We start from the raw sequence: 23,110 nt of genomic DNA, 5'->3' as shown, positions 1-23,110 counted from the left end.
AATAGTCAGCAGCCATGGTCGGACGTCATAGGGCCCCGACCGTCATGTCGGGCTTTCGCCAGACGATTTCGATTGCCATCGCGAGCAGCCCGAGCCCAAGCCGGTATGCTGCCAGCCGCGTGACGTCGGCCGAAAATGCCAGCAATGGCATCAGGCTGACCGTCGCCCAGCCGAAGAGCTTTCAGCCGCCGAACCCAGAAATTCGCATCGTCGTCGCTGAGCCGTATCAAGCCAAGCGTCCGCTCTTCAGTAGGCGGATCCGGATCCGCACCGGCCGCAAGCAGCAATCCGCCGCGTTTCGTCAGGACACGAAACACGATGAGGACCAGAAGGTGGTATGCAAACGATCACGACATTTATCCATCTGATTTTCTTTTGGTGTTGAAGAGCGAACACGGTAGCGGTTCAAACGTCGCTTGTCGCAGCACCAGTGGGCGGCATTCGAACAAGCGCCGCAGCCGCGTCCGGGCCAATGGCGCGGCTGCGGCTCATACCAACGGCGACGGCCGCGCGCCCGATGGCGTCGTTGCCATCAATCCGCAGCGCGAATGGATAGCGAAGGTAAGAATTTCAAACGGCGCCCCCAGCAGGCCGTGGCCCCTGACAATGAGGGTGTACGATAGTTTCAACGGCGCGTAGAGCAGGGAGCTTCTCTCTGTCGCGCTAAAAATCGACTTACATGTCCCACACGGGCGCTCAGGGACAACGCGAGGCCATACCCATGAAGGGCGTTCTCTCTCGCAAGAAGTCCGCGGCCCACGCGTGGACGCGTTGGCAGAAGGGGGTGCGGATTCGAAGTTGCTGCGGCGCGTCGGCGCTTGGATTTTGTATGAGTTGCGCGGAGCATTGCGGCCGACAATATTTTTTCTTGTCGGCTTCAACTTCATCGTTCTGACGACGAACCTCCTAGTCGCCGACTATGCCGTGGCCGTTAGTAATTTCATGCTCGGCACCGTGGCGGCGCTTGTCGTCGGCAAGGCCGTGATCACCGCGAACGAGATGCCCTTCCTCAAGCCCTTTGACCGGGCCCCGCTCATCCAACCGATCTTGTCCAAGACAGCGATCTATTGGATTGCGACATTCATTGCTGGCGGAGCGCTTCGTGCATTTCTGGATCGTTGAAGGGAACCGGCCGGGCGATTTCGCGACCTATCTGATCTCCGACTTCTTGTGGCAGCGCTTCAGCGCCATCTCCCTCTGGATACTCATCAGAGAGTCCGCGTCGACGTCTCCGGGATTGATCTCGCGGGATGATTTTCGACTGGTCGGCTGTTGCGCTGTTCGAGCATGCCAGCGACCTTGTCCAAGCCTGCCAGTCGACCTCTGCGTCCCTCACGCAGTAAGGGATCTTACACCGCGCCAGGAAACGGCCCGATGCCCGATACGGCGATACGGCAGGGGCGGTATCAGCTAGTAAGATATTACTGTCGAGATCGGTGATCCACCGCTTACCTTTTGCTGACGCCGGACAATTGGCCTACGCGCGGGTTGACTGCGCGGCGATCCATTTGGCGGTGACCTGCTGGACAGCGGAGATGAAGAGGGCCGTGGTGATCCCGAACATCATCAGACCATTGGCAGCCTGAAGCGGCCCAAGCAGCCGCATCCGACCATCTAGCACGATGTCACCATAACCGAGCGAGGTGAAGGTCACGCCCGAAAAATACATCGCCGTTTCAAAGTCCTCAAATGCACCGAGCAATTTGTAGAGCAATGCCCAAAACGCAACCTGGACGATGTTGCCGGTCATGAGCACCACCATCAGAATCGAGAATTGCAGGAAAATCCCGCGCAACGGCTTTGGGCCGAGCGGTTGCTTCGAGGCCTGGGCGAAGTAACGCGCGGCGAACACCGATGCCAGCACCTGAAGTGCAAGGCATGCCAACATCGCCAGCAGGCCGAGTGTAATAACCGCGATCATGGCGACGGATCGTCAGTCTGCGGCCCGCCCGGGCCATGCCGCAGCCACTCCATGAGCAGGACGTAGCCAACGGCGAGGAGAACAGGGCCTACAAACAGGCCGAGAAGGCCGTCTGCGAGCATGCCGCCAATCACACCAATGAGAATGACCGGCATTGGAACTTCAAGTCCGCGTCCGAGCATCAATGGTTTGAGGAGGTTGTCGCTGAGCCCGGCAATGACGGTCCAGATCGAAAAGATGATCGCCGGCGTGGTCGCTTCGGTCGCAAGAACATAGGCTATGACAGGCAGTGTTACCAGCACTGCCGGCACCTGCACGATGGCAAACAATAGCACCACGAGCGTCAAAACACCGGCCGATGAAAGACCTATGGCAAAAAAGCCTGCCCCAATCAGCAGCGACTGGATGACCGCTACGCCCACGACGCCGACCGCCACACCGCGGATCGTAGCGGCGGTCATCTCAACCAGCCGCGGGCCTTGTGCCTTGCTGCCAGTGATACGTTCCAACAGGCGACTAGCGAATTCGGTAGCGCCGTCGCTATAGGCGATGAGCACGGCAGCGACTGCGAACGAAAGTACGAAAGACAATTGACCGGCGGCTAAACCGCCCGCGAACGACGCCAGCCATGCTGCAATCCCGCTTAGCTGCTGGCCGTACTTGGCAAGCGCCGCAGGCATGTTTGTTGCCACGAGTGACCATGTCTCTGTTAGCTTTTGGCCGACCAGTGGCAGGTCCGCGAGCCGCGGAGGCGGTGGCGGCACGGTCAGGCTGCCGTCTTGCAAGCCCGAGACGAACGCAAGAATGGACGATCCAAGCGACGTCACCACCATTACCAACGGCACCAGCATCAGCGCAACGCTGACCAACCCGATCAACATCGCTGACCAGCGATTGCCGACCCGGAGGACCAAGCGTTGGTGTAGCGGATAAAGCATCACCGCAAGGATCACCGACCAGAGCAGGATGCCAGTAAAGGGCAATATGATGCGGCTACAGGCAAAGATCAGTAAGGCCACAAGTGCGATCTGAAGCACCGCGTCGAGCATTCTCAAGAGCGACGGTGGGCGCTCAGGGATTGTCACGTTCGGGTCCATGTAGCTGCCCCCTTCCCAGCCATCTGGATTTCCCAGGTAGCTCCGTGCTCCGCCTGACTATTTACCTGTTTCGGCCTTTCTGCAAGACGGGCGCTGGTGCCCGCGAAGACGCGAGGCCCATTGAGAAACCTGATGTAGCCTCAGCCTGCCGCGGCTGTGTGGGTGGATTCCTTGGACTAGGCATCGCGTTTGTGCCCGTTGCGATGGCGACGGCTGAGGACTAAGTTGCAATTCCAACGCAGGTGCCGACGCTCGATGATATCAAGCCGTGGCGCGATGGCCGCGTGACCATAAGGGGAAACGTCATGGCGTCGGAAGCAACTGGGGCCTCTCGTGATCATGCTCCAGATGTAGTGGGCCCGCCTCAGAAAGAGAAAAACCCGCAGCGCACGGTCGCAATTACCGTGCTCCTGGTGGCTTTCCTGCTGTTTGTCGTGACGGTTTTCATGGAGCGGCGCACTCCTTCATCCTCGCAGGCGACCGTCAGTGCATATGTCGTCGGCGTAGCTCCGGAGGTTACCGGGCGGGTCATTGAAGTGGGCGTGACTGACAACAGCGCCGTGAAGCCCGGCCAGATGCTGTTTCGCCTGGACCCGGAACAGTACCGGCTTGCCGTTGCGGAGGCGGAAGCACGCCTTGCAGGGGTAGGTCAGTCGATCGGCGCTTCGACTGCGGCCGTCGATGTCGCCCAGGCTCGGGTGGTGGAGGCAAAGGCAGTCCGCGTCAACGTCCAGGATCAAGCCACCCGCGCGATGGAACTTGTCAGGCGCGGTGTCTATGCCCAGGCGAAGTATGATGAGGCCGCGGCCGCGCTGGATCAGGCAGATGCAGGCGTGGATGCAGCCGAAGCCGACCTCGCCCGGGCTCAGGAGGAGCTTGGACCCGCAGGAAAGGACAATCCGCAGTTGAAGGAGGCGCTCGCGGCGCTTGAAAGCGCTCAGCTTGATCTGCTGCGCACGACGGTTTCAGCGCCGGCGGAAGGCGTGGTCACCAATCTTCAGCTTTCCGTCGGAGGCATGGTCAGCGCTGGCGAGAGTGCAATGACCTTCATCGATACCGGCACGATTTGGATCACGGCCGCTTTCAAGGAAAACAGCCTCGAGATGGTTGCCGCAGGCGACCGTGCGGAGGTGTTTTTCGATATCCTCCCCGGTCAGATTTTTGCCGCCACCGTTGAGGGCATCGGGATGGGGGTGGCTCAGGGAAGCGTCGACCCAGCGACGGGCCTGCCGAAGATTTCCACAGACACTGGATGGGTGAGAACACCGCAGAGCTTTCCCATCCGCCTGGTTCTCGACGAAGGGCGGCCCAAGGGCGTGCGGTACGGTTCGCAGGCGAATGTGGTGATCTATACCGGGGACCATCCGGTCACCAATGCGCTCGGCAGCATCTGGATCCGAGTTCTGTCGATCCTTACCTATGTCAGTTGACACGCATCTTTTGCACGAGGCGGACCGCGTTAATGTAAGGCGCAAGGGTCTGCGCATAGCGCTTGCCGTTGCGGTCGGCTTTTCCTGGTTGGTCTATTCGGGGGCTATCATCCCCTTCCTTGGGCCGTTGTTTGCGGCACAGTTTCTAATCTCTAGTTCCCGCCCTATGCCGTTGCAAAAGGCGTTGGCAGTCACGGTGCTCATTCTTGTTGTCGGAGCACTTTTGCAATTCGTAACGGTGCTGACTGGCGACCGGCCGCCGGTTCTGCTGCTGCTGCTCGGGCTGATTTACTTTGGATGTTTCTACCAGCAGGCGAACGGCAAGGGCGGCCCCACAATCTTTCTTGTCCTGGTCATAGCGGTTATGGTGCCGCTCCTCACAATTCTGAACGAGGATCTCGGCGACACCATTCTTATGATCCTGGTTCAGAGTGTGGTGACCGGAATGCTTTTGATGTGGCTGGCCCATGTACTAATCCCGGACAGAGGTAGCCCCGCCCTTAAGGCCGCGACGGCGACGACATATCCGCATGCGGCACGCTACGCTGCCGCCAACACCGCCATACTCCTGATCGCGGTGGTTGCCTGTCTGACACGCGAAGGGCTGGCAACGGCGATTGTCATTCCGATAACAGTCGTGTCACTGCTGTCCCAATTCGACGTCGCAGCCAGCACGCGCGCGGCCTTGGGGATCGTGATAACCAATATTACTGGAGGCTTGGCCGGGTCCGTCGCATTCGGATTGCTTCAGGTATGGCCGTCCCACATTTTCCTCTTTCTATTGGTACTGCTGGCCGGGTTGGTGTTTGGCGGTCGTGCTGCCATGCGTGCGCCGGCCGCCAAACTTTACGCTGGCGCCTTGACGATCTTCCTCCTCGTATTCGGAACAGGCGTGTCACCGCTTCCGGGGTCTGCCGCCGAGTCCTTTTCCACCCGGGTCACTTACATACTGGTGGCCATCGCCTATGCGATCTTCATGACAACGTTGCTTTGGCCTCGGCAGGAAGACAGTCGCGATCGAACGCTTGTCGGCGACTGACGTGCGCCACTTCGGGTACGAAGCGGCTGCTCAGCCTGGGCTTCGACATTTTCGGGCCAACGCTGCACCCTCACCACGGGCGCCATTGCCGCGCGAGCGGCTTAGTCCAAGGATCAATTCTTCCGGTCTGCGAACAGGAAGGACGCGCCATTTCTTGACATTCCCGGCGCTTCTCCGAAGCTGACCTTCGCGCAAGGGCTCGAGTCGACCCGCTCCAGTCGTTCGAACTCGAGCGCCCAACGGCGCAAGTCGATCAAAACGTGCAATCCACGGGCCTCTAAATCGCGTTAGCCAATAATTGCGAAGGCTAGTAGAAATGGACCCTGGAGGTACCAGCACAGCCATGGGCGAGGAGTATGTTGAGCGTCGGCTGGCAGCCATACTGGCTGCCGACGTCGTTGGCTACAGCCGGCTGATGGAGGCAAATGAAGAGCGCACTTTGGAAGCGCTCCGCCAGCATCGCCGTGAGTTCTTCGATCCTACCGTCGCCAAGCACGGTGGGCGCATCTTCAAGGTGATGGGCGACGGCTTTCTGGTCGAGTTCGGCAGCGTCCTCAACGCAGCGCGCTGTGCTGTTGAAATCCAGCGCGGCATGCTCGAGCGCAATGCCGGCGTCCCCGAGGACCGGCACATCAAATTCCGCATCGGCATCCATCTGGACGACATTATCGTCGACGGCGAGGACTTTTATGGCGATGGCGTCAACTTGGCGGCACGGCTCGAAGGTCTTGCCCGCCCGGGCGGGATTGCCTGCTCGGCGGTGGTGCGCAACCAGGTCGGCCACAAGCTCGAATTGGAATTCGTCGACCAGGGTCAGAAGACCGTCAAGAACATCGTCCAGCCCGTGCATGTCTATTTTGTCAATCTTGCGAGCCCACCTGCGGATGGCGCCCCCCGGGCCGCGACGGACAGTCAGTCACGGATGCGCTCCGACAAGCCGTCGCTGGCGATCCTCCCCTTTACCAACATGAGCAACGACCCTGAGCAGGAATTCTTCAGCGACGGCATCACTGAGGACATCATCACCGACCTCTCGAAGGTTTCGGGCCTGTTCGTGCTCGGCCGCAACACGGTATTCACCTACAAGGGCAAGGCCGTCGACCTGGAAGGCATCGCCAAGCAACTGGGCGTTGCGTATCTGGTCGAGGGTAGCGTCCGCAAGGCCGGAAACCGTGTCAGGATCAACGCCCAGTTGATCGACGGCTCGACCGGCGGCCACCTGTGGGCGGACCGCTTCGACCGCGACCTCTCTGACATCTTCGCTGTTCAGGACGAGATCACCCACGCCATCGTCGAGCAACTCAAGGTCAAGCTTCTGCCGCAGGAGAAGAAAACAATCGAGCAGTCGCCGACCGACAGCGTCGAGGCCTACACTCATTATCTGAGAGGCCGCCAAATCTTTCACTCAGGGACAAGATCGTCGCTGACGCTTGCCCGACGAATGTTCGCAAGAGCTGTCGAATTGGACCCGCGCTATGCCCGTGCTTATGCCGGCATCGCCGATTGCGATTCGCGTCTCTATTCCAAGCACGGCGTCAGGATGCCCGTCGATGAAATCCTGGCGACCATTGACAACGCCCTGGCAATAGACCCGAATCTAGCTGAGGCCCATGCCGCGCGCGGCTATGCCCTGATGGTAGCCGACCGCCGCGCCGAGGCGCCCTCCGCTTTCCAGCGGGCGCTTGCCCTCGACCCCAATTGCCATGAAGCGCATTATCATTATGCGGACTTCTGTGTGACCGCAGGTGACTTCCAGAGGGCTGCGGAGCACTACATTCGCGCTCTGGAATTAAAGCCCGACGACTATCTTTCCCCGTGTCTCCTCTTGAATATCCTGCGATCGCTCGGGCGCACTCAGGAAATGGAAACTTATGCGCGCCTCGGCTTTAAGCGAGCCAAAGAGGCTCTCAACCTGCATCCGGAAGAATCCAAGGCTGCACAGATGGCCGCAGCTGCGCTCGTGACATTGGGTGAAAGCGACCAGGCGAAAGAATGGCTCGCGCGAGCGCTAGCGATCGATCCCGACGACAGTGGTGCTCGCTACAACGCTGCTTGTGTCTATTCGTTGCTGGGGGAGCCCGACCGAGCGATCGACCTTCTGGAGACGTACTTGCAGCAGGTGGGGCCTGACCTAAGGCTGCGGTTCAAGAACGATTCCGATCTTGACCCTATCCGTAGCCATCCCCGCTATCAGAAGCTGCTCGCACTGGCGGGATAGCGAAAGGCGAACTGAAATGCCTCCTTATTGCGGCTTCTCGCTCCGTCTTCCCGAGAAGGCGAACGACGACCTTCCACGGCTTTCATGACCTTCTGCCAGGAAAATGGAAAGGCGAGGTTCACGATTTCGCGTCGAGCAATGACGCGATCGCGCCTCATTGCCGCCGTTGCCTGATCTCTTCCGAGAGCGTGCCTATCTTAGGCTAGTGCCCGTTATGCCGGGCGGTCAGAGGTACGGTTCGGCATCAAGTTGCTGCTCATTGTGGCCTTGCCGGTGTCCGGAAAGTTACCACATAGCAGCATCAGGCAACAAACCAGCCCGTCACTTCCAGAAGGCGCGGGTCTCTTCGAGCTTTCGCCACAAGGCCTTTGCGCCGACCCAGCCAAATTCGGCGCGCGCCTGGCTCGCCCCGATCACCCATCCGACGGCACGCTGCGTGTCCGGACCACCAGCGCCGGGCGCTTCCGCTGCCGACAGCATGGTTCTGACGGTCGCCGCATCGTTCAGATCGCCGAAGACCGTCTGAAGTTTCTTCAAGCGTTTCAGGAATGGATCGACACGCTTGGCCGGGTACAAGGGAGAGAAGAACTCGACCGCATAGCGCAATTTTTTTAGCTCCTTCCGCAACTCGTGGCGCTGCTCCGCTGTCAGTGTTTCAAGTCCGCGTGCACGCTTGCCAACCTTCTTCCAGCGCTTGCCGAGCGCCTGGCTGGCCAACTCCGCGACCGGCGCCGCCAGCCGTCCGGTCTGGTCGAAATCCTGCGGAACGAGCCAGCCTCGGGTCTCCACGAACCGCGCCAGATCGATCAGGAACGCCTGTACGCGCCCGGCGGCCAGAAGTTTGCGAAGGGGCTCGCGCAGCTCCGCCGCTTGCTGTGAGAGCGCATGCGAAAGGGCGGAGAGTCCGGCTTCATCCGGATGAGCCACTGCCTCTCGCTGCACGATATCGTTCGCCACCACGTCGAGATCCCTGAGGCGCCCGACCTCCTGGCCAAGCCAGCGCGCCTCGTCATTGAGACGTGCCGTTTCCGGACTCCTGAGCACAGCGGCGAAGACGGAATACACGCTGCGCAAGCGGCGCAAACCAATCCGCAACTGATGCGGTCCCTCGGGGTCATCCAGTTGCCGGACCACCGTGATATTCGTGGCGATCTGGTCGAGGCATTCGCGCAGCACGTCGCGCGCCGCCTGCTCGGCGATCTGAGCCGGATCGAGCGCGACGTTCACCGCGTTTCGGGGTGCAAGCGGCAGATCGATCCGTCCCTCTTCTGCGAGCAGATAGCCGCGTGCCGCCTTGGAAAGCCGCGAAAATCTCAAGCCGCCATCGGGAAACAGCGCGTGTGCGATGTCGAACAACCCGCCGGGGCTGCCCTCGATGAGTTCGATCTCCACTTCATGCAACTTGGCCGAGCGCTCGCCGGCGCGGATTTCGCCGACGTCGATTGCCAACTCCGCGCGTGTGCCGTCGTCAAGCGAAAGTTCGCTGGCGGAGCGCCTGATCACGGTCTCGCAGACCGGCTGAAGCGGCGCGCCACTCACGCGATGGACGACCTCCTCTCGGACTGCTGCGTCCGGAATCGCTTCGAGACACAGCCGCCCACCCGGAGCCGGGTTCTCCACCTCGCCAGCCTGCGAGAGGCCGCCATGCAGCTCGGCCCTGGTCTTGACAGTCTGTATCCATCGCCGCCCGTCGCGCCGGAGCCTTAACGCGATCCCCGCCTTCTTCAGCGCGTGTTCGGGAGTGTCCAAATAGATGCTTCTGAGCGTTCTCGTTTTTGGGCTGCCGCTGGCCAGCTTCCGCGCCTTCGCGCGCCCCCAAAGCTCGCTCGAGGTCAGTTCGTCGAGGAGAAATTTCAACTCAATTTCGCGCATGTGACAGATTTGCGACAGCTTTGTTACAGCCCTAACGCATCCGCCACGCACCCGCAAGCGACGGCAGGGTGTAACACGGGAAGCTGTCGCGTGCTGCACGACTGGCAGTTGTGGGGCCTATCTTGTATGGCGCGCCGGAGAGGATGAAACTGAGCACTGAGCGTCTTTTCTTCTCCGATTCCTTCAGCCAAAAGAGGCTGAACCCTTGTCGAAGAGCCGTCCACTGCATCATGCGGACCTCTACGGACGATCTCACTCAACTGACATGGATAATGAAATTGACAGCGAATAGGGCCAGCTTTCGCGCGGCATAAAAAGGTGTATCCTGTCAAGATTCCGGCACTGAAAATGCCTGAAGATATGAAAGGTTGCTGATACATGCCGGCTAGTAAGGACGCCACTCGGCGGGCCTTGCGCTTCCCAGTGCTCGCTAGCCTTTCAGGCTATCAGCCGGGCTGGATCCGAAGCGATGTCTCCGCCGGGCTCGCCGTTGCCGCAGTTGGGCTTCCCAGTGCCATCGCCTATCCGGCGATAGCGGGGCTGCCGCCTGAGACCGGCATTTACGCCAGCATAGCGCCGCTGATCGCCTACGCGTTCTTTGGCCCCTCGCGTCAGCTCATAGTCGGTCCGGACGCGGCAACGATGACGGTGCTTGGGGCGGCATTGGTCGCCGTTACAGCGAGCATACCAGCCGGACTTGCAGTGGACCGCACTGCGGTCGCTGCAATCCTCGCGCTTGGCGTGGGTTTGTTTTGCTTGGCGGCGTGGGTGCTTCGGCTCGGCGTTCTTGCGACCTTCCTGTCGCGTCCCATCCTGACGGGCTTCTTCATCGGCGTCTCGTTTTCGATCCTGGTTGGGCAGATCGATCGCTTTACCGGGGTGGACATTGAGGCGGAAGGCCTGCTCAGACCGGTCCTCGAACTTCTGCGCAAGGCCGGATCGATACATTGGCCGTCTCTCGTGCTTGCCTTGGGGATGTTCGGTTTGTTGCAGATCGTGCGGATCATTCGTTTTCCGGTTCCCGGGCCAGTGCTGGTTGTGGTGCTCTCCGTGGTGCTTTCGGCGGTCTTAGACCTTGAAGGACGCGGCATCGCTGTGGTCGGCGATATCCCTACGGGTCTGCCCTCGCTGACGTTGCCACGGATCGCTGACCTTCCGTTCGAAACGTTGGCCCTGGGCGCTGCGGCGATCTTCCTCGTGAGCTACGGCGCGGGCGTTATTACGGCCCGCAGCTTTGGGGCAAAGGGCGGCTACCCGGTCGATCCGAACCGCGAACTCATCGGATTTGGTGCTGCGAATATAGCCGCTGGCCTTTTCGGCGCCTTCCCGGTTACAGCTTCCGACTCGCGCACGGCAGTCAACCTGACCGTTGGCGGGCGCTCGCAAGTGACAAGTATTGTGGCCGCCGCGACGTTGATCGCGACACTGCTGTTTCTCGGGCCGGCCCTCAGGATTATCCCGATCCCCGCGCTCGGTGCCATTCTAGCGGCAACTGCCATCAACCTGATCGACCTCGCCGCCCTTCGGCAGATTTGGCGCGTCAGCCGCATTGAGTTCGTCTTCGCGATCATTGCGATGTGGGGACCGATCAGCCTAGGCGTCCTCAACGGCGTTGTCATCGCGATCGGCGCGACGCTGGTCTATGTTTTGCGCAAGCTGATGTTTCCCCGCGACGCTATGCTCGGCCGTGTTCCAGGCCATGACGGTTTCTACAAACTGCATCGAACGCCCGAGGCCCGTCAGGTACCCGGCCTCGCCGTATGCCTCATTCAAGGCAGCCTGCTGTTCTTCAACACCGACTACGTCGCATCGCGGCTGCGGTCCATTGCCGAGGAATTGCCGGCCGACACACGCTGGCTGCTGATTGATGCAAGTGCAATTTCCCAGATCGACAGCTCGGCAGCGGCAATGCTGGAGGAGCTATGTGACGAATTGCGCAATCGCGGGATCAGGCTTGGCGTAGCGGAGCTTCACGCCGAAGCGCGCGATATCCTTGTTCGCGCCGGCGTGATCGAGCGCATTGGCTCCGACATGGTCTTCGACATTCTCGAAGAGGCGTATCATGCGTTCGAGGCCCAAGCGTGACAGTTCAGGGACTCTCCTGCTGTCACCCAACTGTCATTTTAATGGCTGCGTGCCAGTGGAGTGGAGGAAGACATGAGTAAGAAGAATAGAGACAGGGCGGCGGCTACGATATCCGAACCGGCGGAGGAAGCGAAATCGGGAGGAAAAAAATATGCGAAAGAACTCGCCCGGTTGCAGGTCGAGCTTTCCCACCTTCAGGCCTGGGTAAAGAAGTCTGGTGCCCGCATCTTGATCATTTTCGAGGGCCGTGACGCCGCCGGGAAAGGCGGCGTGATCAAGCGCATCACCGAGCGCGTCAGCCCACGAGTGTTCCGCGTCGTCGCCCTGCCGGCGCCGACCGATCGGGAGAAGACCCAGATCTACATTCAGCGTTACGTCCAGCACCTGCCCGCCGGAGGCGAGATAGTGATATTCGACCGCTCCTGGTACAACCGTCCTGGCGTTGAACGCGTCATGGGCTTCTGTAGCGAGAAGCAGGTGCGGCGCTTTCTCGAACAGGCGCCAGGTTTTGAAGCCACCCTTGTCGAAAGCGGCATAACGTTGCTCAAATACTTCCTCGATGTGAGTGAGGAAGAACAGGAGCGGCGTTTCCGACAGCGGGCCGACGACCCCGTTCGACAGTGGAAACTGAGCCCGATGGATGTCGAATCGTACAACCGCTGGTGGGATTACACCCGCGCTTACGACGAGATGATCCGTGCAACAGACACAAGGCATGCGCCCTGGTGGATTGTGCCGTCAAACGACAAGAAGCGCGCGCGCATCAACTGCATTTCGCACATTCTGAGCTCCATCCCCTATGAGCGCGTCGAGTTCGAAAAACCTAACTTCAGCAAACGCCAGAAGCGGCCCGACAACTTCGTGGACGATGCAACTCCGCGCAACGTGGTGCCGAACGTGCTTTGACCCAGCTATACACGCAGTTCAGAACCATTACCGGTTCCTATTTGGTTTCGGGCTCCCAATTTAAGAAGAAGCCGACGTCGCCAGGGATTCCGCCGGGGAAGTTAATAATCATGGCCTTGAGTTTGTAACCTTGCGGCTTCGCATTCTTAACATAACGTTCGTACAACTGCTTGGCCTTACCCTGTAGCGTTTCAGTCCATTGCGGATCAGCACTGTTGATAGCCCGGCCGCTGTCGGTGCAAAGGTCCGACGGAAAGCTGTATACTAGTGCTTCGTACTTGCCATTCTTGACGGCATTCATCACGAGGCGGCGAACCATTGCAAGTTCATCATCACTCACTTGGTCCTTTAGGAAGCTGTTTGTGAACTTCGTGAGTTCCTCATTCTGCCGCGCTCGCAGCTTTTCTTCCTTGTCTGCCTCCGCCATCTGCTCCTCTAGGAGAGCCATTCGCAGTTGCTCAGCGCTCGGCGGCGCCGCATTTATGTCTAAAGCTGTGTCTTTGATGTTGGCCATTTTCTCCTCCACTCGAAACCGTTCGAGAATAGAACACAGAGGCAGATCGACGTCTTGCCAATCTCGTTCGTGGGCTCAATTCATGCCCACCCAACCGCAAGACGTAAATCAGCAGGGTAGTCGACTGAGGCAGGCTGCCAGCCGCACGTTGAAGGGATCGGCCGCCGCGGCAAGAAGTCTTGTCTTCGCAGTCCAGCTACCATTCCATGATGCCATGTGGGCACATCAAGGTCAAATTCGCGATAGGCGGTAGAATGTATCGCGACAGGCCGCGCTAGTAGCAATTACCGGAATCGGCTTCCCGGGGCGAGCATGGGCGATAGGACCTGTTTGAGTGATACCCATTGCCATAAAACCGGTCGCCATAATACCGGTTGCGGTAATACCGGTCGCGGTAATACGGTTCGCCATAATAGGATCCGCCATAATAGGATCCGCCATAATAAGGTCTGCCATAATAAGGTCTGCCATAATAAGGTCTGCCGTAATAGGGTCCGCCGTAATACGGATCGCCGTAGAAGCCGCTTCGGTAATACCCGCCGTAGTAGCCGTTGTTGTTGGCGATCATGCTGCCGAGCAGCGCTCCAGCGACAAATGCGCCGGCGGGGAACCAAAAGTCGTTGTGCCTATGGTATCCCGGACGATAGTGGCGGTAGCCGCGATAACCCCTGTACCAGCCATCTCGAATTTGGATGACATCGGACTGCGCGCTTTGTGCCCTGGGCACGAAGATCGGTGCGGCATCAACTGGAACAGTGCTCGTAAGTGGAAAAGTGGCGACCAGGGAGGTCGCTATGCCTGACAGGAACCTCATGATCGCGTCCTCGCTGGTGGCAATGTTTGCCGTATGCGAAACGTCGTCATTAACTGGAAGAAACGTCGTCGATCCAAATTTGTTCCCGAGACCGGCAAATTGTCTCAAGCCGCTCCGAACCTTTGACGGTCAGACAGGCCGCCGTCCCCAGAGCTACGGGCGCCGGCAACATCGATTCGCCTGCGTCCGGATGGGGATCGTCGCCGCCGAAAAACTCCCGATGCGTTTTAAGCGAGAATACCAGACCCAGTGAGTGGATGATCAGTTCGGTGAGGTTGCCCAGCGTCGCATTGAGAAGGCCGCCCACCCGTATCGCCCGTCTTGGTCGCCACCGACTCGGTGGCGTAGCTCAGCAGCGCGGCCAGCGGCACGATCGCCAGCACGGAAAGCACAAAAAGCAGCGTGTGTGCTTCGGGCTCGAGTGCTTGGGCGACGAACACCGCAGGCACAAAGGCCAACAACCAGAGAACGGGATTGTCACGGATTCTTTGTGCAAGGGGGGCCATGGATACGATCAGCGAAATACTGCTTGTCTTAGAACGAGCGCTGGCTGGTCCATGGCTTCAACCCCGCTAGCAGGCTTCCGAGCCATCAGTGCTGGTTGCCAAAAACGTCAGCTATCAGGCAGCGAAATGGGCTGATGAAGGGCGGCTTCGAGTCAACTTATTCCGTAGCGCGAGCGAATCTGGACGACTGGAATGGGTCGAAATCGGTATTTTGTCTTCGGTACCATCAGATTTTCAACACTAGTATCTATTTGGCGCCGAGCCTGGCCAGCACGGCCTTGGGGATGTTGTATTCCCGGATCACCGCGTCGTGCTTGCGCAAGCCGCACAATTCGCGCTGGATGAAATAGCCGTGGACGGCCTCGGCCGCGTCCTTGACCAGCCGGGCACGATGTTCGCCATCGTCGCCATGTTCACGCAACTTCGCCAGCGTTTCATCCACGCGCCGGCCGGCGCGGCCGAGCGCCGCCGCCTTTTCGCCGAGGATTTCATGGCCGAGCAGGTCGAGCGCGCTCTCCTGCGCTCCCGACCGTCCGAAATTCGATGGCATTCGCACCGACATGCTTCACTCCGGTTTTGCTGAAATCCTGGCCCTACTCCGCCGGCCGCGTCTCCTCCAGCACGCTCTCTTCGTTGAACAGGAAGCCGCCGGACTGCCGCTTCCACAGCCGCGCATAGAGCCCGTCGAGCGCCACCAGTTCGTCATGCGTGCCTTGTTCGACGATCCGGCCGCCGTCGAGCACCACCAGGCGATCGAGCGCCGCGATGGTCGACAGCCGGTGCGCGATGGCGATGACCGTCTTGTTCTCCATCAGCCTCGCCAGATTTTCCTGGATGGCCGCTTCGATATCGGAATCGAGCGCCGACGTCGCCTCGTCGAGTATCAGGATCGGCGCGTCCTTGAGGAAGACGCGGGCGATCGCCACGCGCTGGCGCTGGCCGCCAGACAATTTCACGCCGCGCTCGCCGACAAAGGCCTCGTAGCCCTGGCGATCACGATTGTCGCGCAAGTCGAGGATGAAGTCGTGCGCCTCGGCCTTCTTCGCGGCCGCGACCACCTCGGCGTCGGTCGCGTCCGGCATGCCGAGCTTGATGTTGTCGCGCAAGGAACGGTGGAAAAGCGCGGTATCCTGGCTGACGACGCCGATATTGGCGCGCAGCGAATCCTGCGTCACCTTTGAAACATCCTGGCCGTCGATGGTGATCTTGCCGGCCTCGAGGTCGTAGAGGCGCAGGATCAGATTGGCCAGCGTCGTCTTGCCGGCGCCGGACGGCCCGACCAGTCCGACCTTCTCACCCGGCCGCACGACAAGGTCGATGCCGTTGAGCACGCCGAATCCTTTGCCATAGTGGAACTCGACCTGTTTCACGTCGATGCGGCCGCCGGTCACGACAAGCTCCCTGGCGTCGGGAGCGTCGGTCAGGCCGAGCGGCTGCGAGATCAGCGCCTTGGAATTTTCCAGCACGCCGAGGTTCCGCAGGATGCCGTTGAGCTGCATCATCAGCCGTCCGAGCAGCATGTTGAGCCGCAACACCAGGGACAGCGTGAAGGCGACGGCGCCGACCGTAATCGAGCCTTCGACCCAGAGATAGACGGCAAAACAGGCGATCACGGTGATCATGATCCCCGACAGCGTCGTCAGCGCCATGCGCACGCCGGTCAGCCGGCGGGTGAACGGGCGCAGCGCGTCGAGATAGATATCGAAGCCGCTCCTGATGTAACGGTCGTCGCCGTCGGCCGAGAACAGCTTCAGCGTCTGCACGTTCGAATAGGAATCGACGATGCGGCCGGTGATCATCGAACCAGCCTCGGCGGTTGCCTCGGCATGCTTGCGGATCGCCGGCAGATAGCGGTTGGCCAGCCAGCCGAAGGCGGTGATCCAGATCACCACCAGCACCGCCAGCCGCAAATCGAGGCCGGCGACCAGCACCAGCGTCGTCACCGTGTAGACGACCATGAACCAGACGACTGCGATGAAGCTTTCCATCAAATCGCCGGTCGCCTGCCCCGCCTGCCAAACCTTGGTCGCGATGCGGCCGGCGAAATCGTTCTGGAAGAAGGCGTAGGACTGGCGCGAGACATGGCGATGCGCCTGCCAGCGCACCAGATTGTAGAAGCCGGGGGTGATCGTCTGCTCGTCGACCAGCGCCGCCAGGCCGACGACGATGGTGCGGACGACCAGCACCACGGCGGCCATGAATACAAGTTCGGGACCGGCGGCAGTCCAAAGCGCATCCCAGCTGCGCTCGCCGGGGAGTTGGTCGAGAATATCGACCAGCCTGCCGACGAAGTAGAACAGTCCGGCCTCGACCAGCGGCGCAATGCCGCCGATGACCAGCATGGCGAAGAAGGCGACCTTCGCCTGGCCGACATAGTGCCAGAGGAAACCGCTGACGCTGACCGGTGGCCGAAGCCCCGCGGGCTCCCTGAACGGATAGACCCAGTTCTCGAACCAGCGATAGACGGCAATCATCATTCAGCGGCCATCATTCTGCTGCCCATCATTCTGCTGCTTGACCCCTAGCGATGGCATCGTTGGCGGCAGCACCGTCGTCGAGCAGGAAGCCGCCCGATTGGCGCTGCCAAAGCTGCGCATAGAGCCCGCCGCTGGCGACGAGTTCCTCATGCGAACCTTCCTCGATGATGCGGCCCTTGTCCATGACGACGAGCCGGTCCATCGCCGCGATGGTCGAGAGCCGGTGCGCGATGGCGATGACGGTCTTGCCTTGCATGAGCTTGTAGAGGTTCTCCTGGATGGCGGCCTCGGCCTCGGAATCAAGCGCAGACGTCGCCTCGTCGAGGATGAGGATCGGCGCGTCCTTCAGCATAACACGGGCAATGGCGATGCGTTGCCGCTGGCCGCCGGACAATTTGACGCCGCGATCGCCGACATGCGCATCGAAGCCCGTGCGGCCACTGGCGTCCGAAAGCCTGGATATGAAGTCAAGCGCCTCGGCGCGGCGTGCCGCCTCGACCAGCATCTCATTGCTGGCGTCCGGCCGGCCGTAGAGGATATTCTCGCGCACCGAACGATGCAGCAGCGAGGTGTCCTGCGTGACCATGCCGATCTGGGCGCGCAGCGAATCCTGCGTCACCGCCGCGATTTCCTGGCCGTCGATCACGATCTTGCCGCTCTCAAGGTCGTAGAAGCGCAACAGAAGGTTGACCAGCGTCGACTTGCCGGCGCCCGACCGGCCGACGATGCCGACCTTTTCGCCCGGCTTTACCGTCAGCGACAGGCTCTCGATCACACCCTTCTGCTTGCCGTAGTGGAAGCGGATGTCCTCGAAACGGATCTCGCCCTTGGTTACGACAATGTCCTTGGCGCCAGGCCTGTCTTCGACGACGCGCGGCAGCGAGATCGAGCTGATGCCGTCCTGCACCGTGCCGATATTCTCGAACAGGGTGGACATCTCCCACATGATCCATTGCGACATGCCCCAGAGCCGAAGAACGAGGCCGATGACCAGAGCGACAGCGCCGATCGTCACTACCTGGCCGAGCCACAGCCACAGCGAGATCGCGGTGACCGAAAACAACAGCAGTGAGTTCAGGACGTAGAGCAGGCCGTAGAGCTGCGTCACCAGCCGCATCGACCGGTAGACCGTATCGAGAAAGCCGGCCATGCCTTCCCGGGCGAAGGACGCCTCGCGCCGCGCATGCGAGAACAGCTTGACCGTCTGGATGTTGGAGTAGCTGTCGACGACGCGGCCGGTCATGGTCGAGCGCGCGTTGGCCTGCTCCTCGCCGACCTTGCCCAATCGCGGGATGAAATAGCGCAAGAGCAAGACATAGCCGGCCAGCCAGACGGCAAGCGGTGCCGCCAGCCGCCAGTCGGCCGAGCCGACGATGAACAGCATGCCGAGGAAGTAGACCACGACATAGTTGAGCACGTCGATGAGCTTGATGACGCATTCGCGCACGGCGAGCGCGGTCTGCATCAACTTGGTCGCGATGCGCCCGGCGAACTCGTCCTGATAGAACGCCATCGACTGCTTGAGCAGGTAGCGATGCACCTGCCAGCGGATACGCATCGGATAGTTGCCCATCAGCGTCTGCTGGTTGAGGAGCGCATGGAACCAGACCGTCGCCGGCAGGGCGAACACCACGATGAAAGCCATGCCGGCGAGCTTCCAGCCCTCGGTCTGCAGGAACGTCTCGCGGTTCTGCGCCGACAGCCAGTCGACGATCCGGCCCATGAAGCCGAACATCCAAACCTCGGCAAGGGCGATAGCCGTCACCAGCATCGCATCGACAGCGATGTAGGGCCAAGCGCCGCGCGTATAGTGCATGCAGAAGGCGATCAGCGTCTTCGGCGGCTCGACCGGCTCCTCGGCAGGGAACGGATCGAGCCTTGTTTCAAACCAGCGGAACATTGTCTTGGTACTCATGTGCTTGTTTTCGCTCACGCGGCGCGGAGCGCGTGGCATCCTTGGAGCGCGTAGCGTCCTGGGTAGCGTCAAGGGATCGTGTGGCGGCAAAGACAGCTGTCCCGGAATCACCCGGGCCGCCGGTCCTGCTTCGCGCAATATAGGACGTCGCGGGCTTTTCGCCGACAGGCTCGTTCGCCGATCCTGACAGCGCTGTGTCGACAACCCGGATTTTCGCGCCTGTTTTTGCGCCAGGGCGGATCAGCCTGATGATCCGGCGCACCAGCGATGGCCGGCTGCGGTCGGGAACCGCGCGCGAGAAATCGACGTCCGGCAGCATGCCGCGATGCGGGCGCCGGCGGGTCTCGGCGTGAGCCGCAGACGAATAGGTTTCGCCGATCAAAAGCGCCCATGTCGCCATCCTGCGCTCGTGCAGGCTTCTTGAACCGGGAATTTTGCAGGGATCGAACATCGGTCCGTCCTCCATGTGAAAATACGGAAAAAAGTCAGGCCTGTTCGCGGGCGAATGGCCGGCGAAAGGCGGGGATTGAACAGCGGCGTGTTCAGGTGGGGCGTTCAGCCCCTTCGACAGCTTGAAAAACATCGCAGGATTCCTTCGAAGGCCGAAAAAAGGGTTTCGGCTAAGAATCGGTGCGATCGAAGTCTAAAAAGTCAGGAGAATCGTCGTACCGAAACCGCCGGCAGGCTGGTAAGCCCACATGAGGGGCGCTGGATGTGCATGATCATCATGAATTACCCCTCCATCGGTTCGGGTTGACAATGCCCGGCGTATAGCCGACTTCGCAGAAAATGACCACCCGCCAGTCCAGCAATTTCCAAAACCGCGAACCTGCTGTGGCCGATCTGCCACTTATTAGCAGGATGCGGAAATGAACAACCGTCTCCGCATCGCGCTCTACCAGCCGGATATCGCCGGCAACACCGGGACAATCCTGCGCTTCGCCGCTTGCCTCGGTCTTGGCGTCGACATCATCGAACCGGCCGGCTTCCCGCTCTCCGATCGGTCGCTGAAACGGGCCGGCATGGACTATCTCGAAATGGCGGCGCTGACCCGGCATGTCGACTGGCACGCCTTCGAGAACTGGCGCAGAGCCGAAGCGCGGCGGCTGGTGCTGCTGTCGACCAGAGCCGCGACCGCCTATACGGATTTCGTCTTCGCCGACGCCGACATTCTTTTGTTCGGCCGCGAATCCGCAGGCGTGCCGGATCCTGTCCACGAGGCGGCGGATGCGCGACTGATCATCCCGATGCACTCGGGCACGCGCAGCATCAACGTCGCGCTTTCCGTCGCCATGGTGGCCGGCGAGGCGATCCGGCAGCTCGGATAGCATTCGCAGACCGTCAGTGGGCGCAGCGAACACGGCCGCTTTCTGGCCAATGACCGCACCCTCTCTTGTCATTCTCACCCAGGCGCACATCGCCTTCTCCTGCGGTTTGCATGTCAAGGGTTTCTTCGTTACAAGCTCAACTTAACTTGAGGTCAAGCGGAAAATTCGAATGGCGGTGACGGAACTGACGGTCGGCCAGGTGGCCACGCGGAGCGGGGTGGCGGTATCGGCGCTGCATTTCTACGAGGCGCGCGGACTGATCCGCAGCCACCGCACATCAGGCAATCAGCGACGCTACGGCCGCGACGTGCTGCGACGTGTGGCGATCATCAGGATCGCGCAAGAGGTCGGCATCTCGCTGGCCGAGATAGGCGCCGCACTGGAATCGCTGCCTGACGGCCGCACGCCGACGCGCGAGGACTGGAACCTGCTTTCAACGGCCTGGCGCGACCAGCTCGATCGCAAGATTGCCCAGCTGAAGAAGCTGCGCGACGGGCTGACCGACTGCATCGGCTGCGGCTGCATGTCGATCGACAAATGCCCGCTGCGCAACAAGGAAGACCGATTGAGCGCCCAAGGCCCGGGCGCAAGGCGGCTGTTGGTCGCTCGCTAATCCGCCGCGGGCAATCGCCTGATGGTGAATTCGATGACGTCGCCCGGCCGCTCGAACCAGCTTTCGATCTCGGTCCAGTAGGCCTGCTTGGGAAAGCGCTCGAACCACTCCTTCGCCTTAAGCCGCGCATCGGAGCGCGGCAGGACGAAGGTCTCGCGCAGGAACCCGTCGCGCGGCATACGCTCGCGCTCGGCGCGCGAACGGTCGAGCCTCTTCTTCAGGCCATCCAGCGGCGGTCTTGCCGGGGTGCGCACGAAAGAACTCCATTCACACTTGACCCTTGCACCTAAGAGATTAGGGATCGCGGCCGGAAAAGACGAGTCATTTGTCGGGGTACGCGCCCCACAACCGGAGACAGCATTTGCAACGACCCGAAATAGCGGCGGGGCTGCCGGCCGACATCGAACAGAAGAAGAGGAAGGCGCGGCTGTGGTTCGAGACGTTGCGCGAGCGCATCTGCGCCGCCTTCGAGCAGATCGAACAGGACCTGCAGGGGCCGCAGGCCTCATGGTCGCCCGGCCGCTTCGAAAAGACGCCGTGGGAGCGCGACGCCGGCAAGGGCGGCGGCGGCATCATGTCGATGATGCGTGGCCGCGTCTTCGAGAAGGTCGGCGTCCACACCTCCACCGTCTATGGCGAGTTTTCGCCGGAGTTCAGGAAGCAGATGCCGGGCGCCGAGGAAGACCCGCGCTTCTGGGCGAGCGGCATTTCGCTGATCGCCCATCCGTGGAACCCCAACGTGCCGGCTGTGCACATGAACACGCGCATGGTCGTCACCTCGCGCCAGTGGTTCGGCGGCGGCGCCGACCTGACGCCGGTGCTCGACCGTCGCCGCACACAGGACGACCCGGACACGATTGCCTTCCACCGGGCCATGCGATTCGCCTGCGAGATGCATGCCGGCGTCGCCGACCACGCGAAATTCAAGGCCTGGTGCGACGAGTATTTCTACCTGCCGCACCGCAACGAACCGCGCGGCACCGGCGGCATCTTCTTCGATTGGCTGCATTCGGGTGAGGACAAAGGCGGCTGGAACGCCGATTTCAACTTCGTCCAGGATGTCGGGCGATCTTTTCTCGTCGTCTACGGACATCTGGTGCGGGCCAATTTCAACGACAACTGGACCGACGGCGACCGTGAAGAACAGCTCATTCGCCGCGGCCGCTATGTCGAATTCAACTTGCTTCACGATCGCGGCACCATCTTCGGACTGAAGACCGGCGGCAACGTCGCCTCGATCCTGTCCAGCCTGCCGCCGGAAGTGAAATGGCCGTAAAATCTCGGTGAGTCGGACGTGAGCCGCAATGAGGTCCAAATCGTTTGATTTTGGCGGCGAATGTGGCGCGCAGAATATCTTTTTCGTCTAATATCCACTTGAAAAAACAGGACTATTTTTCGTTCCGGGCCGGGAAACGCCGGCGGTTCGTCCTCCCTAGAACCGCGACCCGACGCGACCGGACGGCCCATGATTGAGTGGGGCACCTTCCCAAAATGGTGCCCTCATTTTCCAGGAGAGCATGCCATGCGCAAGCTTATTATGTCGGTTGCGGCTGCTGCCGTTCTTGCCTCTGGTGGCGCTGCCTTCGCAGCGGTCAAGCACACCACGGGCACGGTCAAGACCTATGATGGAACGGCCATGAGCCTTGTTCTGGATAACGGATCTACCTTTACGCTGCCCAAGGCCTTCAAGAATCCTGGCCTGAAGGCCGGCGAAAAGGTCCGCGTTTCCTGGGATATGAGCGGCAAGCACAAAATTGCAGAGGCAGTCAGGATCATGAAGTGATGGCCTGCCCGCTGGAGCAAGACGAGGTCTTGCCTCCGGGGTAGCGTAAGCGGGCGGAGCAGCGATGCTCCGCCTTTTCGGTCTTTGCGGCAACCAAAACCATTCGACCGTGTTATGCTTGCTCGGCCAGCGCATGACCCGAATACCGACACCCGGTTTCAGACAGGGATCATGCGTCGATCAAAGGTGCTGGAGCTTCCGCGTTCAAGCAAATGGGCGGCGCTCCGGGGAGGAAAAGGGAGAAATCCGATGAAAGAATTCCACTGCGGCTCGCTCGTTCCGGGTTGCGACTGGCATACGCGTGCCGAAGAGGAAGCCGAGATCATGCGTCGTGCGGTCGAGCACATGCGTGAGACGCATGGCGAGACGATCATCCGCGAGACGATGATCGAAGCCATCCGTTCGCGCATCGAAAAGCCCCGCGACGCGGCCTGATTGCCTAAGAGACTGTTTTCGAAATTCGCTCTGGCGAGCCATATGGTGGTGGTTTCGAGAACCGGAGCGCAGCGGACATTAGAGCGCTGCGCGTCCAATTGGACGCGCAAAGGACGCTCTAACACTTTGCATGTGCGCATGATCCTTTCCGGGAAAC

At 60.7% G+C, this 23,110-nt stretch carries 22 protein-coding genes and 1 pseudogene; 12 read left to right on the top strand and 11 right to left on the bottom strand.

Annotated elements, in window-relative coordinates; translation table 11 throughout:
- The first annotated feature begins 44 nt into the window (after positions 1 to 44).
- Together BQ8482_RS21230 and BQ8482_RS21225 are read left to right on the top strand one after the other, a co-directional pair.
- Positions 45 to 368 (top strand): hypothetical protein, encoded by a 324-nt coding sequence (locus BQ8482_RS21230; protein ID WP_123149392.1) that lies wholly within the window; start codon positions 45 to 47, stop codon positions 366 to 368.
- A gap of 430 nt (positions 369 to 798) precedes the next feature.
- On the top strand, positions 799 to 1,122 hold the full coding sequence (locus tag BQ8482_RS21225) for a hypothetical protein (RefSeq protein ID WP_133254807.1): 324 nt from the start codon (positions 799 to 801) through the stop codon (positions 1,120 to 1,122).
- A 355-nt stretch (positions 1,123 to 1,477) separates the two neighbouring features.
- Here the strand turns inward: BQ8482_RS21225 and BQ8482_RS21220 are convergent, their stop codons facing one another.
- Together BQ8482_RS21220 and BQ8482_RS21215 are read right to left on the bottom strand one after the other, a co-directional pair.
- The gene (locus BQ8482_RS21220; protein WP_123149390.1) at positions 1,478 to 1,921 is read right to left on the bottom strand and encodes a potassium channel family protein; all 444 of its coding nucleotides are present in this window, start codon (positions 1,919 to 1,921) and stop codon (positions 1,478 to 1,480) included.
- The gene (locus BQ8482_RS21215) at positions 1,918 to 3,018 is read right to left on the bottom strand and encodes an AI-2E family transporter (protein WP_123149389.1); all 1,101 of its coding nucleotides are present in this window, start codon (positions 3,016 to 3,018) and stop codon (positions 1,918 to 1,920) included. Before BQ8482_RS21215 ends, BQ8482_RS21220 begins: the two co-directional genes overlap by 4 nt.
- A 305-nt stretch (positions 3,019 to 3,323) precedes the next feature.
- Between BQ8482_RS21215 and BQ8482_RS21210 the strand changes: the two genes are divergently transcribed.
- From BQ8482_RS21210 to BQ8482_RS21200, 3 genes are all read left to right on the top strand, one after another.
- Positions 3,324 to 4,448, top strand: coding sequence for an HlyD family secretion protein (locus tag BQ8482_RS21210; RefSeq protein ID WP_123149417.1), 1,125 nt, complete (start codon positions 3,324 to 3,326; stop codon positions 4,446 to 4,448).
- The gene (locus BQ8482_RS21205; RefSeq protein ID WP_123149388.1) at positions 4,438 to 5,487 is read left to right on the top strand and encodes a DUF2955 domain-containing protein; all 1,050 of its coding nucleotides are present in this window, start codon (positions 4,438 to 4,440) and stop codon (positions 5,485 to 5,487) included. The genes BQ8482_RS21210 and BQ8482_RS21205 overlap by 11 nt, the downstream gene beginning before the upstream one ends.
- A gap of 343 nt (positions 5,488 to 5,830) precedes the next feature.
- Positions 5,831 to 7,705, top strand: a complete 1,875-nt coding sequence (locus BQ8482_RS21200; protein ID WP_123149387.1) for an adenylate/guanylate cyclase domain-containing protein — start codon at positions 5,831 to 5,833, stop codon at positions 7,703 to 7,705.
- Between the two features lie 321 nt (positions 7,706 to 8,026).
- On the opposite strand, the gene BQ8482_RS21195 is transcribed toward BQ8482_RS21200, so the two are convergent.
- Positions 8,027 to 9,577: a CYTH and CHAD domain-containing protein gene (locus BQ8482_RS21195; RefSeq protein WP_123149386.1), complete on the bottom strand. Its 1,551-nt coding sequence runs from the start codon at positions 9,575 to 9,577 to the stop codon at positions 8,027 to 8,029.
- A 378-nt stretch (positions 9,578 to 9,955) separates the two neighbouring features.
- Between BQ8482_RS21195 and BQ8482_RS21190 the strand changes: the two genes are divergently transcribed.
- A complete protein-coding gene (locus BQ8482_RS21190; protein WP_123149385.1) occupies positions 9,956 to 11,662 on the top strand; it encodes a SulP family inorganic anion transporter in 1,707 nt (568 codons plus the stop codon).
- Between the two features lie 72 nt (positions 11,663 to 11,734).
- Positions 11,735 to 12,568, top strand: a complete 834-nt coding sequence (gene ppk2 / locus BQ8482_RS21185) for a polyphosphate kinase 2 (RefSeq protein ID WP_123149384.1) — start codon at positions 11,735 to 11,737, stop codon at positions 12,566 to 12,568.
- 37 nt (positions 12,569 to 12,605) lie between these two features.
- On the opposite strand, the gene BQ8482_RS21180 is transcribed toward ppk2, so the two are convergent.
- The 7 genes and pseudogenes from BQ8482_RS21180 to BQ8482_RS21150 form a co-directional block, all read right to left on the bottom strand.
- Entirely contained in the window at positions 12,606 to 13,082 is a 477-nt protein-coding gene (locus tag BQ8482_RS21180; protein WP_123149416.1) for a histidine kinase, read from the bottom strand.
- 274 nt (positions 13,083 to 13,356) lie between these two features.
- Positions 13,357 to 13,896, bottom strand: coding sequence for a BA14K family protein (locus BQ8482_RS37775; protein ID WP_133254806.1), 540 nt, complete (start codon positions 13,894 to 13,896; stop codon positions 13,357 to 13,359).
- A 256-nt stretch (positions 13,897 to 14,152) separates the two neighbouring features.
- Positions 14,153 to 14,402, bottom strand: a pseudogene (locus tag BQ8482_RS21170) (calcium/proton exchanger); the annotation flags it as partial.
- Positions 14,403 to 14,649: 247 nt separating this feature from the next.
- Positions 14,650 to 14,964, bottom strand: a complete 315-nt coding sequence (locus BQ8482_RS21165; RefSeq protein WP_123149382.1) for a DUF6665 family protein — start codon at positions 14,962 to 14,964, stop codon at positions 14,650 to 14,652.
- Positions 14,965 to 14,995: 31 nt separating this feature from the next.
- Positions 14,996 to 16,879, bottom strand: a complete 1,884-nt coding sequence (locus tag BQ8482_RS21160) for an ABC transporter ATP-binding protein (RefSeq protein ID WP_123149381.1) — start codon at positions 16,877 to 16,879, stop codon at positions 14,996 to 14,998.
- Between the two features lie 25 nt (positions 16,880 to 16,904).
- Positions 16,905 to 18,779, bottom strand: coding sequence for an ABC transporter ATP-binding protein (locus tag BQ8482_RS21155; protein WP_123149380.1), 1,875 nt, complete (start codon positions 18,777 to 18,779; stop codon positions 16,905 to 16,907).
- Entirely contained in the window at positions 18,763 to 19,245 is a 483-nt protein-coding gene (locus BQ8482_RS21150) for a hypothetical protein (RefSeq protein ID WP_123149415.1), read from the bottom strand. The genes BQ8482_RS21155 and BQ8482_RS21150 overlap by 17 nt, the downstream gene beginning before the upstream one ends.
- A gap of 418 nt (positions 19,246 to 19,663) precedes the next feature.
- Between BQ8482_RS21150 and BQ8482_RS21145 the strand changes: the two genes are divergently transcribed.
- Positions 19,664 to 20,122, top strand: coding sequence for a tRNA (cytidine(34)-2'-O)-methyltransferase (locus tag BQ8482_RS21145; RefSeq protein ID WP_123149379.1), 459 nt, complete (start codon positions 19,664 to 19,666; stop codon positions 20,120 to 20,122).
- A 169-nt stretch (positions 20,123 to 20,291) separates the two neighbouring features.
- Positions 20,292 to 20,735 carry a redox-sensitive transcriptional activator SoxR gene (soxR, locus tag BQ8482_RS21140; protein WP_123149378.1) on the top strand — a complete coding sequence of 148 codons (444 nt, stop codon included), beginning with the start codon at positions 20,292 to 20,294 and terminating at the stop codon, positions 20,733 to 20,735.
- On the opposite strand, the gene BQ8482_RS21135 is transcribed toward soxR, so the two are convergent.
- A complete protein-coding gene (locus BQ8482_RS21135) occupies positions 20,732 to 20,989 on the bottom strand; it encodes a hypothetical protein (RefSeq protein WP_006202578.1) in 258 nt (85 codons plus the stop codon). The two genes, soxR and BQ8482_RS21135, sit on opposite strands and share 4 nt — an antisense overlap.
- Before the next feature lie 107 nt (positions 20,990 to 21,096).
- On the opposite strand from BQ8482_RS21135, the gene hemF reads away from it, so the two are divergent.
- The 3 genes from hemF to BQ8482_RS21120 all read left to right on the top strand — a co-directional run bounded on the left by hemF (position 21,097) and on the right by BQ8482_RS21120 (position 22,953).
- Positions 21,097 to 22,011 carry an oxygen-dependent coproporphyrinogen oxidase gene (gene hemF / locus BQ8482_RS21130; protein ID WP_123149377.1) on the top strand — a complete coding sequence of 305 codons (915 nt, stop codon included), beginning with the start codon at positions 21,097 to 21,099 and terminating at the stop codon, positions 22,009 to 22,011.
- A 246-nt stretch (positions 22,012 to 22,257) separates the two neighbouring features.
- Positions 22,258 to 22,518, top strand: a complete 261-nt coding sequence (locus BQ8482_RS21125) for a DUF1344 domain-containing protein (RefSeq protein WP_123149376.1) — start codon at positions 22,258 to 22,260, stop codon at positions 22,516 to 22,518.
- 249 nt (positions 22,519 to 22,767) lie between these two features.
- Complete coding sequence (locus BQ8482_RS21120) at positions 22,768 to 22,953, top strand: DUF1059 domain-containing protein (RefSeq protein ID WP_095491629.1); 186 nt, start codon at positions 22,768 to 22,770, stop codon at positions 22,951 to 22,953.
- Positions 22,954 to 23,110: the final 157 nt, after the last annotated feature.

It is taken from the genome of Mesorhizobium delmotii (assembly GCF_900149755.1).
In the GTDB taxonomy this organism is placed as follows: Bacteria; Pseudomonadota; Alphaproteobacteria; order Rhizobiales; family Rhizobiaceae; genus Mesorhizobium; species Mesorhizobium delmotii.
Note: the sequence above shows the minus strand (reverse complement) of the source record. Positions and strands in the feature narration are given on the sequence as shown.

Coding starts and splice junctions, on each gene's coding strand:
- BQ8482_RS21230 (WP_123149392.1), top strand. CDS start 45: ATGTCGGGCTTTCGCCAGACGATTTCGATTGCCATCGCGAGCAGCCCG.
- BQ8482_RS21220 (WP_123149390.1), bottom strand. CDS start 1,921: ATGATCGCGGTTATTACACTCGGCCTGCTGGCGATGTTGGCATGCCTT.
- BQ8482_RS21215 (WP_123149389.1), bottom strand. CDS start 3,018: ATGGACCCGAACGTGACAATCCCTGAGCGCCCACCGTCGCTCTTGAGA.
- BQ8482_RS21210 (WP_123149417.1), top strand. CDS start 3,324: ATGGCGTCGGAAGCAACTGGGGCCTCTCGTGATCATGCTCCAGATGTA.
- BQ8482_RS21205 (WP_123149388.1), top strand. CDS start 4,438: ATGTCAGTTGACACGCATCTTTTGCACGAGGCGGACCGCGTTAATGTA.
- BQ8482_RS21200 (WP_123149387.1), top strand. CDS start 5,831: ATGGGCGAGGAGTATGTTGAGCGTCGGCTGGCAGCCATACTGGCTGCC.
- BQ8482_RS21195 (WP_123149386.1), bottom strand. CDS start 9,577: ATGCGCGAAATTGAGTTGAAATTTCTCCTCGACGAACTGACCTCGAGC.
- BQ8482_RS21190 (WP_123149385.1), top strand. CDS start 9,956: ATGCCGGCTAGTAAGGACGCCACTCGGCGGGCCTTGCGCTTCCCAGTG.
- ppk2 (WP_123149384.1), top strand. CDS start 11,735: ATGAGTAAGAAGAATAGAGACAGGGCGGCGGCTACGATATCCGAACCG.
- BQ8482_RS21180 (WP_123149416.1), bottom strand. CDS start 13,082: ATGGCCAACATCAAAGACACAGCTTTAGACATAAATGCGGCGCCGCCG.
- BQ8482_RS37775 (WP_133254806.1), bottom strand. CDS start 13,896: ATGAGGTTCCTGTCAGGCATAGCGACCTCCCTGGTCGCCACTTTTCCA.
- BQ8482_RS21165 (WP_123149382.1), bottom strand. CDS start 14,964: ATGTCGGTGCGAATGCCATCGAATTTCGGACGGTCGGGAGCGCAGGAG.
- BQ8482_RS21160 (WP_123149381.1), bottom strand. CDS start 16,879: ATGATGATTGCCGTCTATCGCTGGTTCGAGAACTGGGTCTATCCGTTC.
- BQ8482_RS21155 (WP_123149380.1), bottom strand. CDS start 18,779: ATGTTCCGCTGGTTTGAAACAAGGCTCGATCCGTTCCCTGCCGAGGAG.
- BQ8482_RS21150 (WP_123149415.1), bottom strand. CDS start 19,245: ATGTTCGATCCCTGCAAAATTCCCGGTTCAAGAAGCCTGCACGAGCGC.
- BQ8482_RS21145 (WP_123149379.1), top strand. CDS start 19,664: ATGAACAACCGTCTCCGCATCGCGCTCTACCAGCCGGATATCGCCGGC.
- soxR (WP_123149378.1), top strand. CDS start 20,292: ATGGCGGTGACGGAACTGACGGTCGGCCAGGTGGCCACGCGGAGCGGG.
- BQ8482_RS21125 (WP_123149376.1), top strand. CDS start 22,258: ATGCGCAAGCTTATTATGTCGGTTGCGGCTGCTGCCGTTCTTGCCTCT.
- BQ8482_RS21120 (WP_095491629.1), top strand. CDS start 22,768: ATGAAAGAATTCCACTGCGGCTCGCTCGTTCCGGGTTGCGACTGGCAT.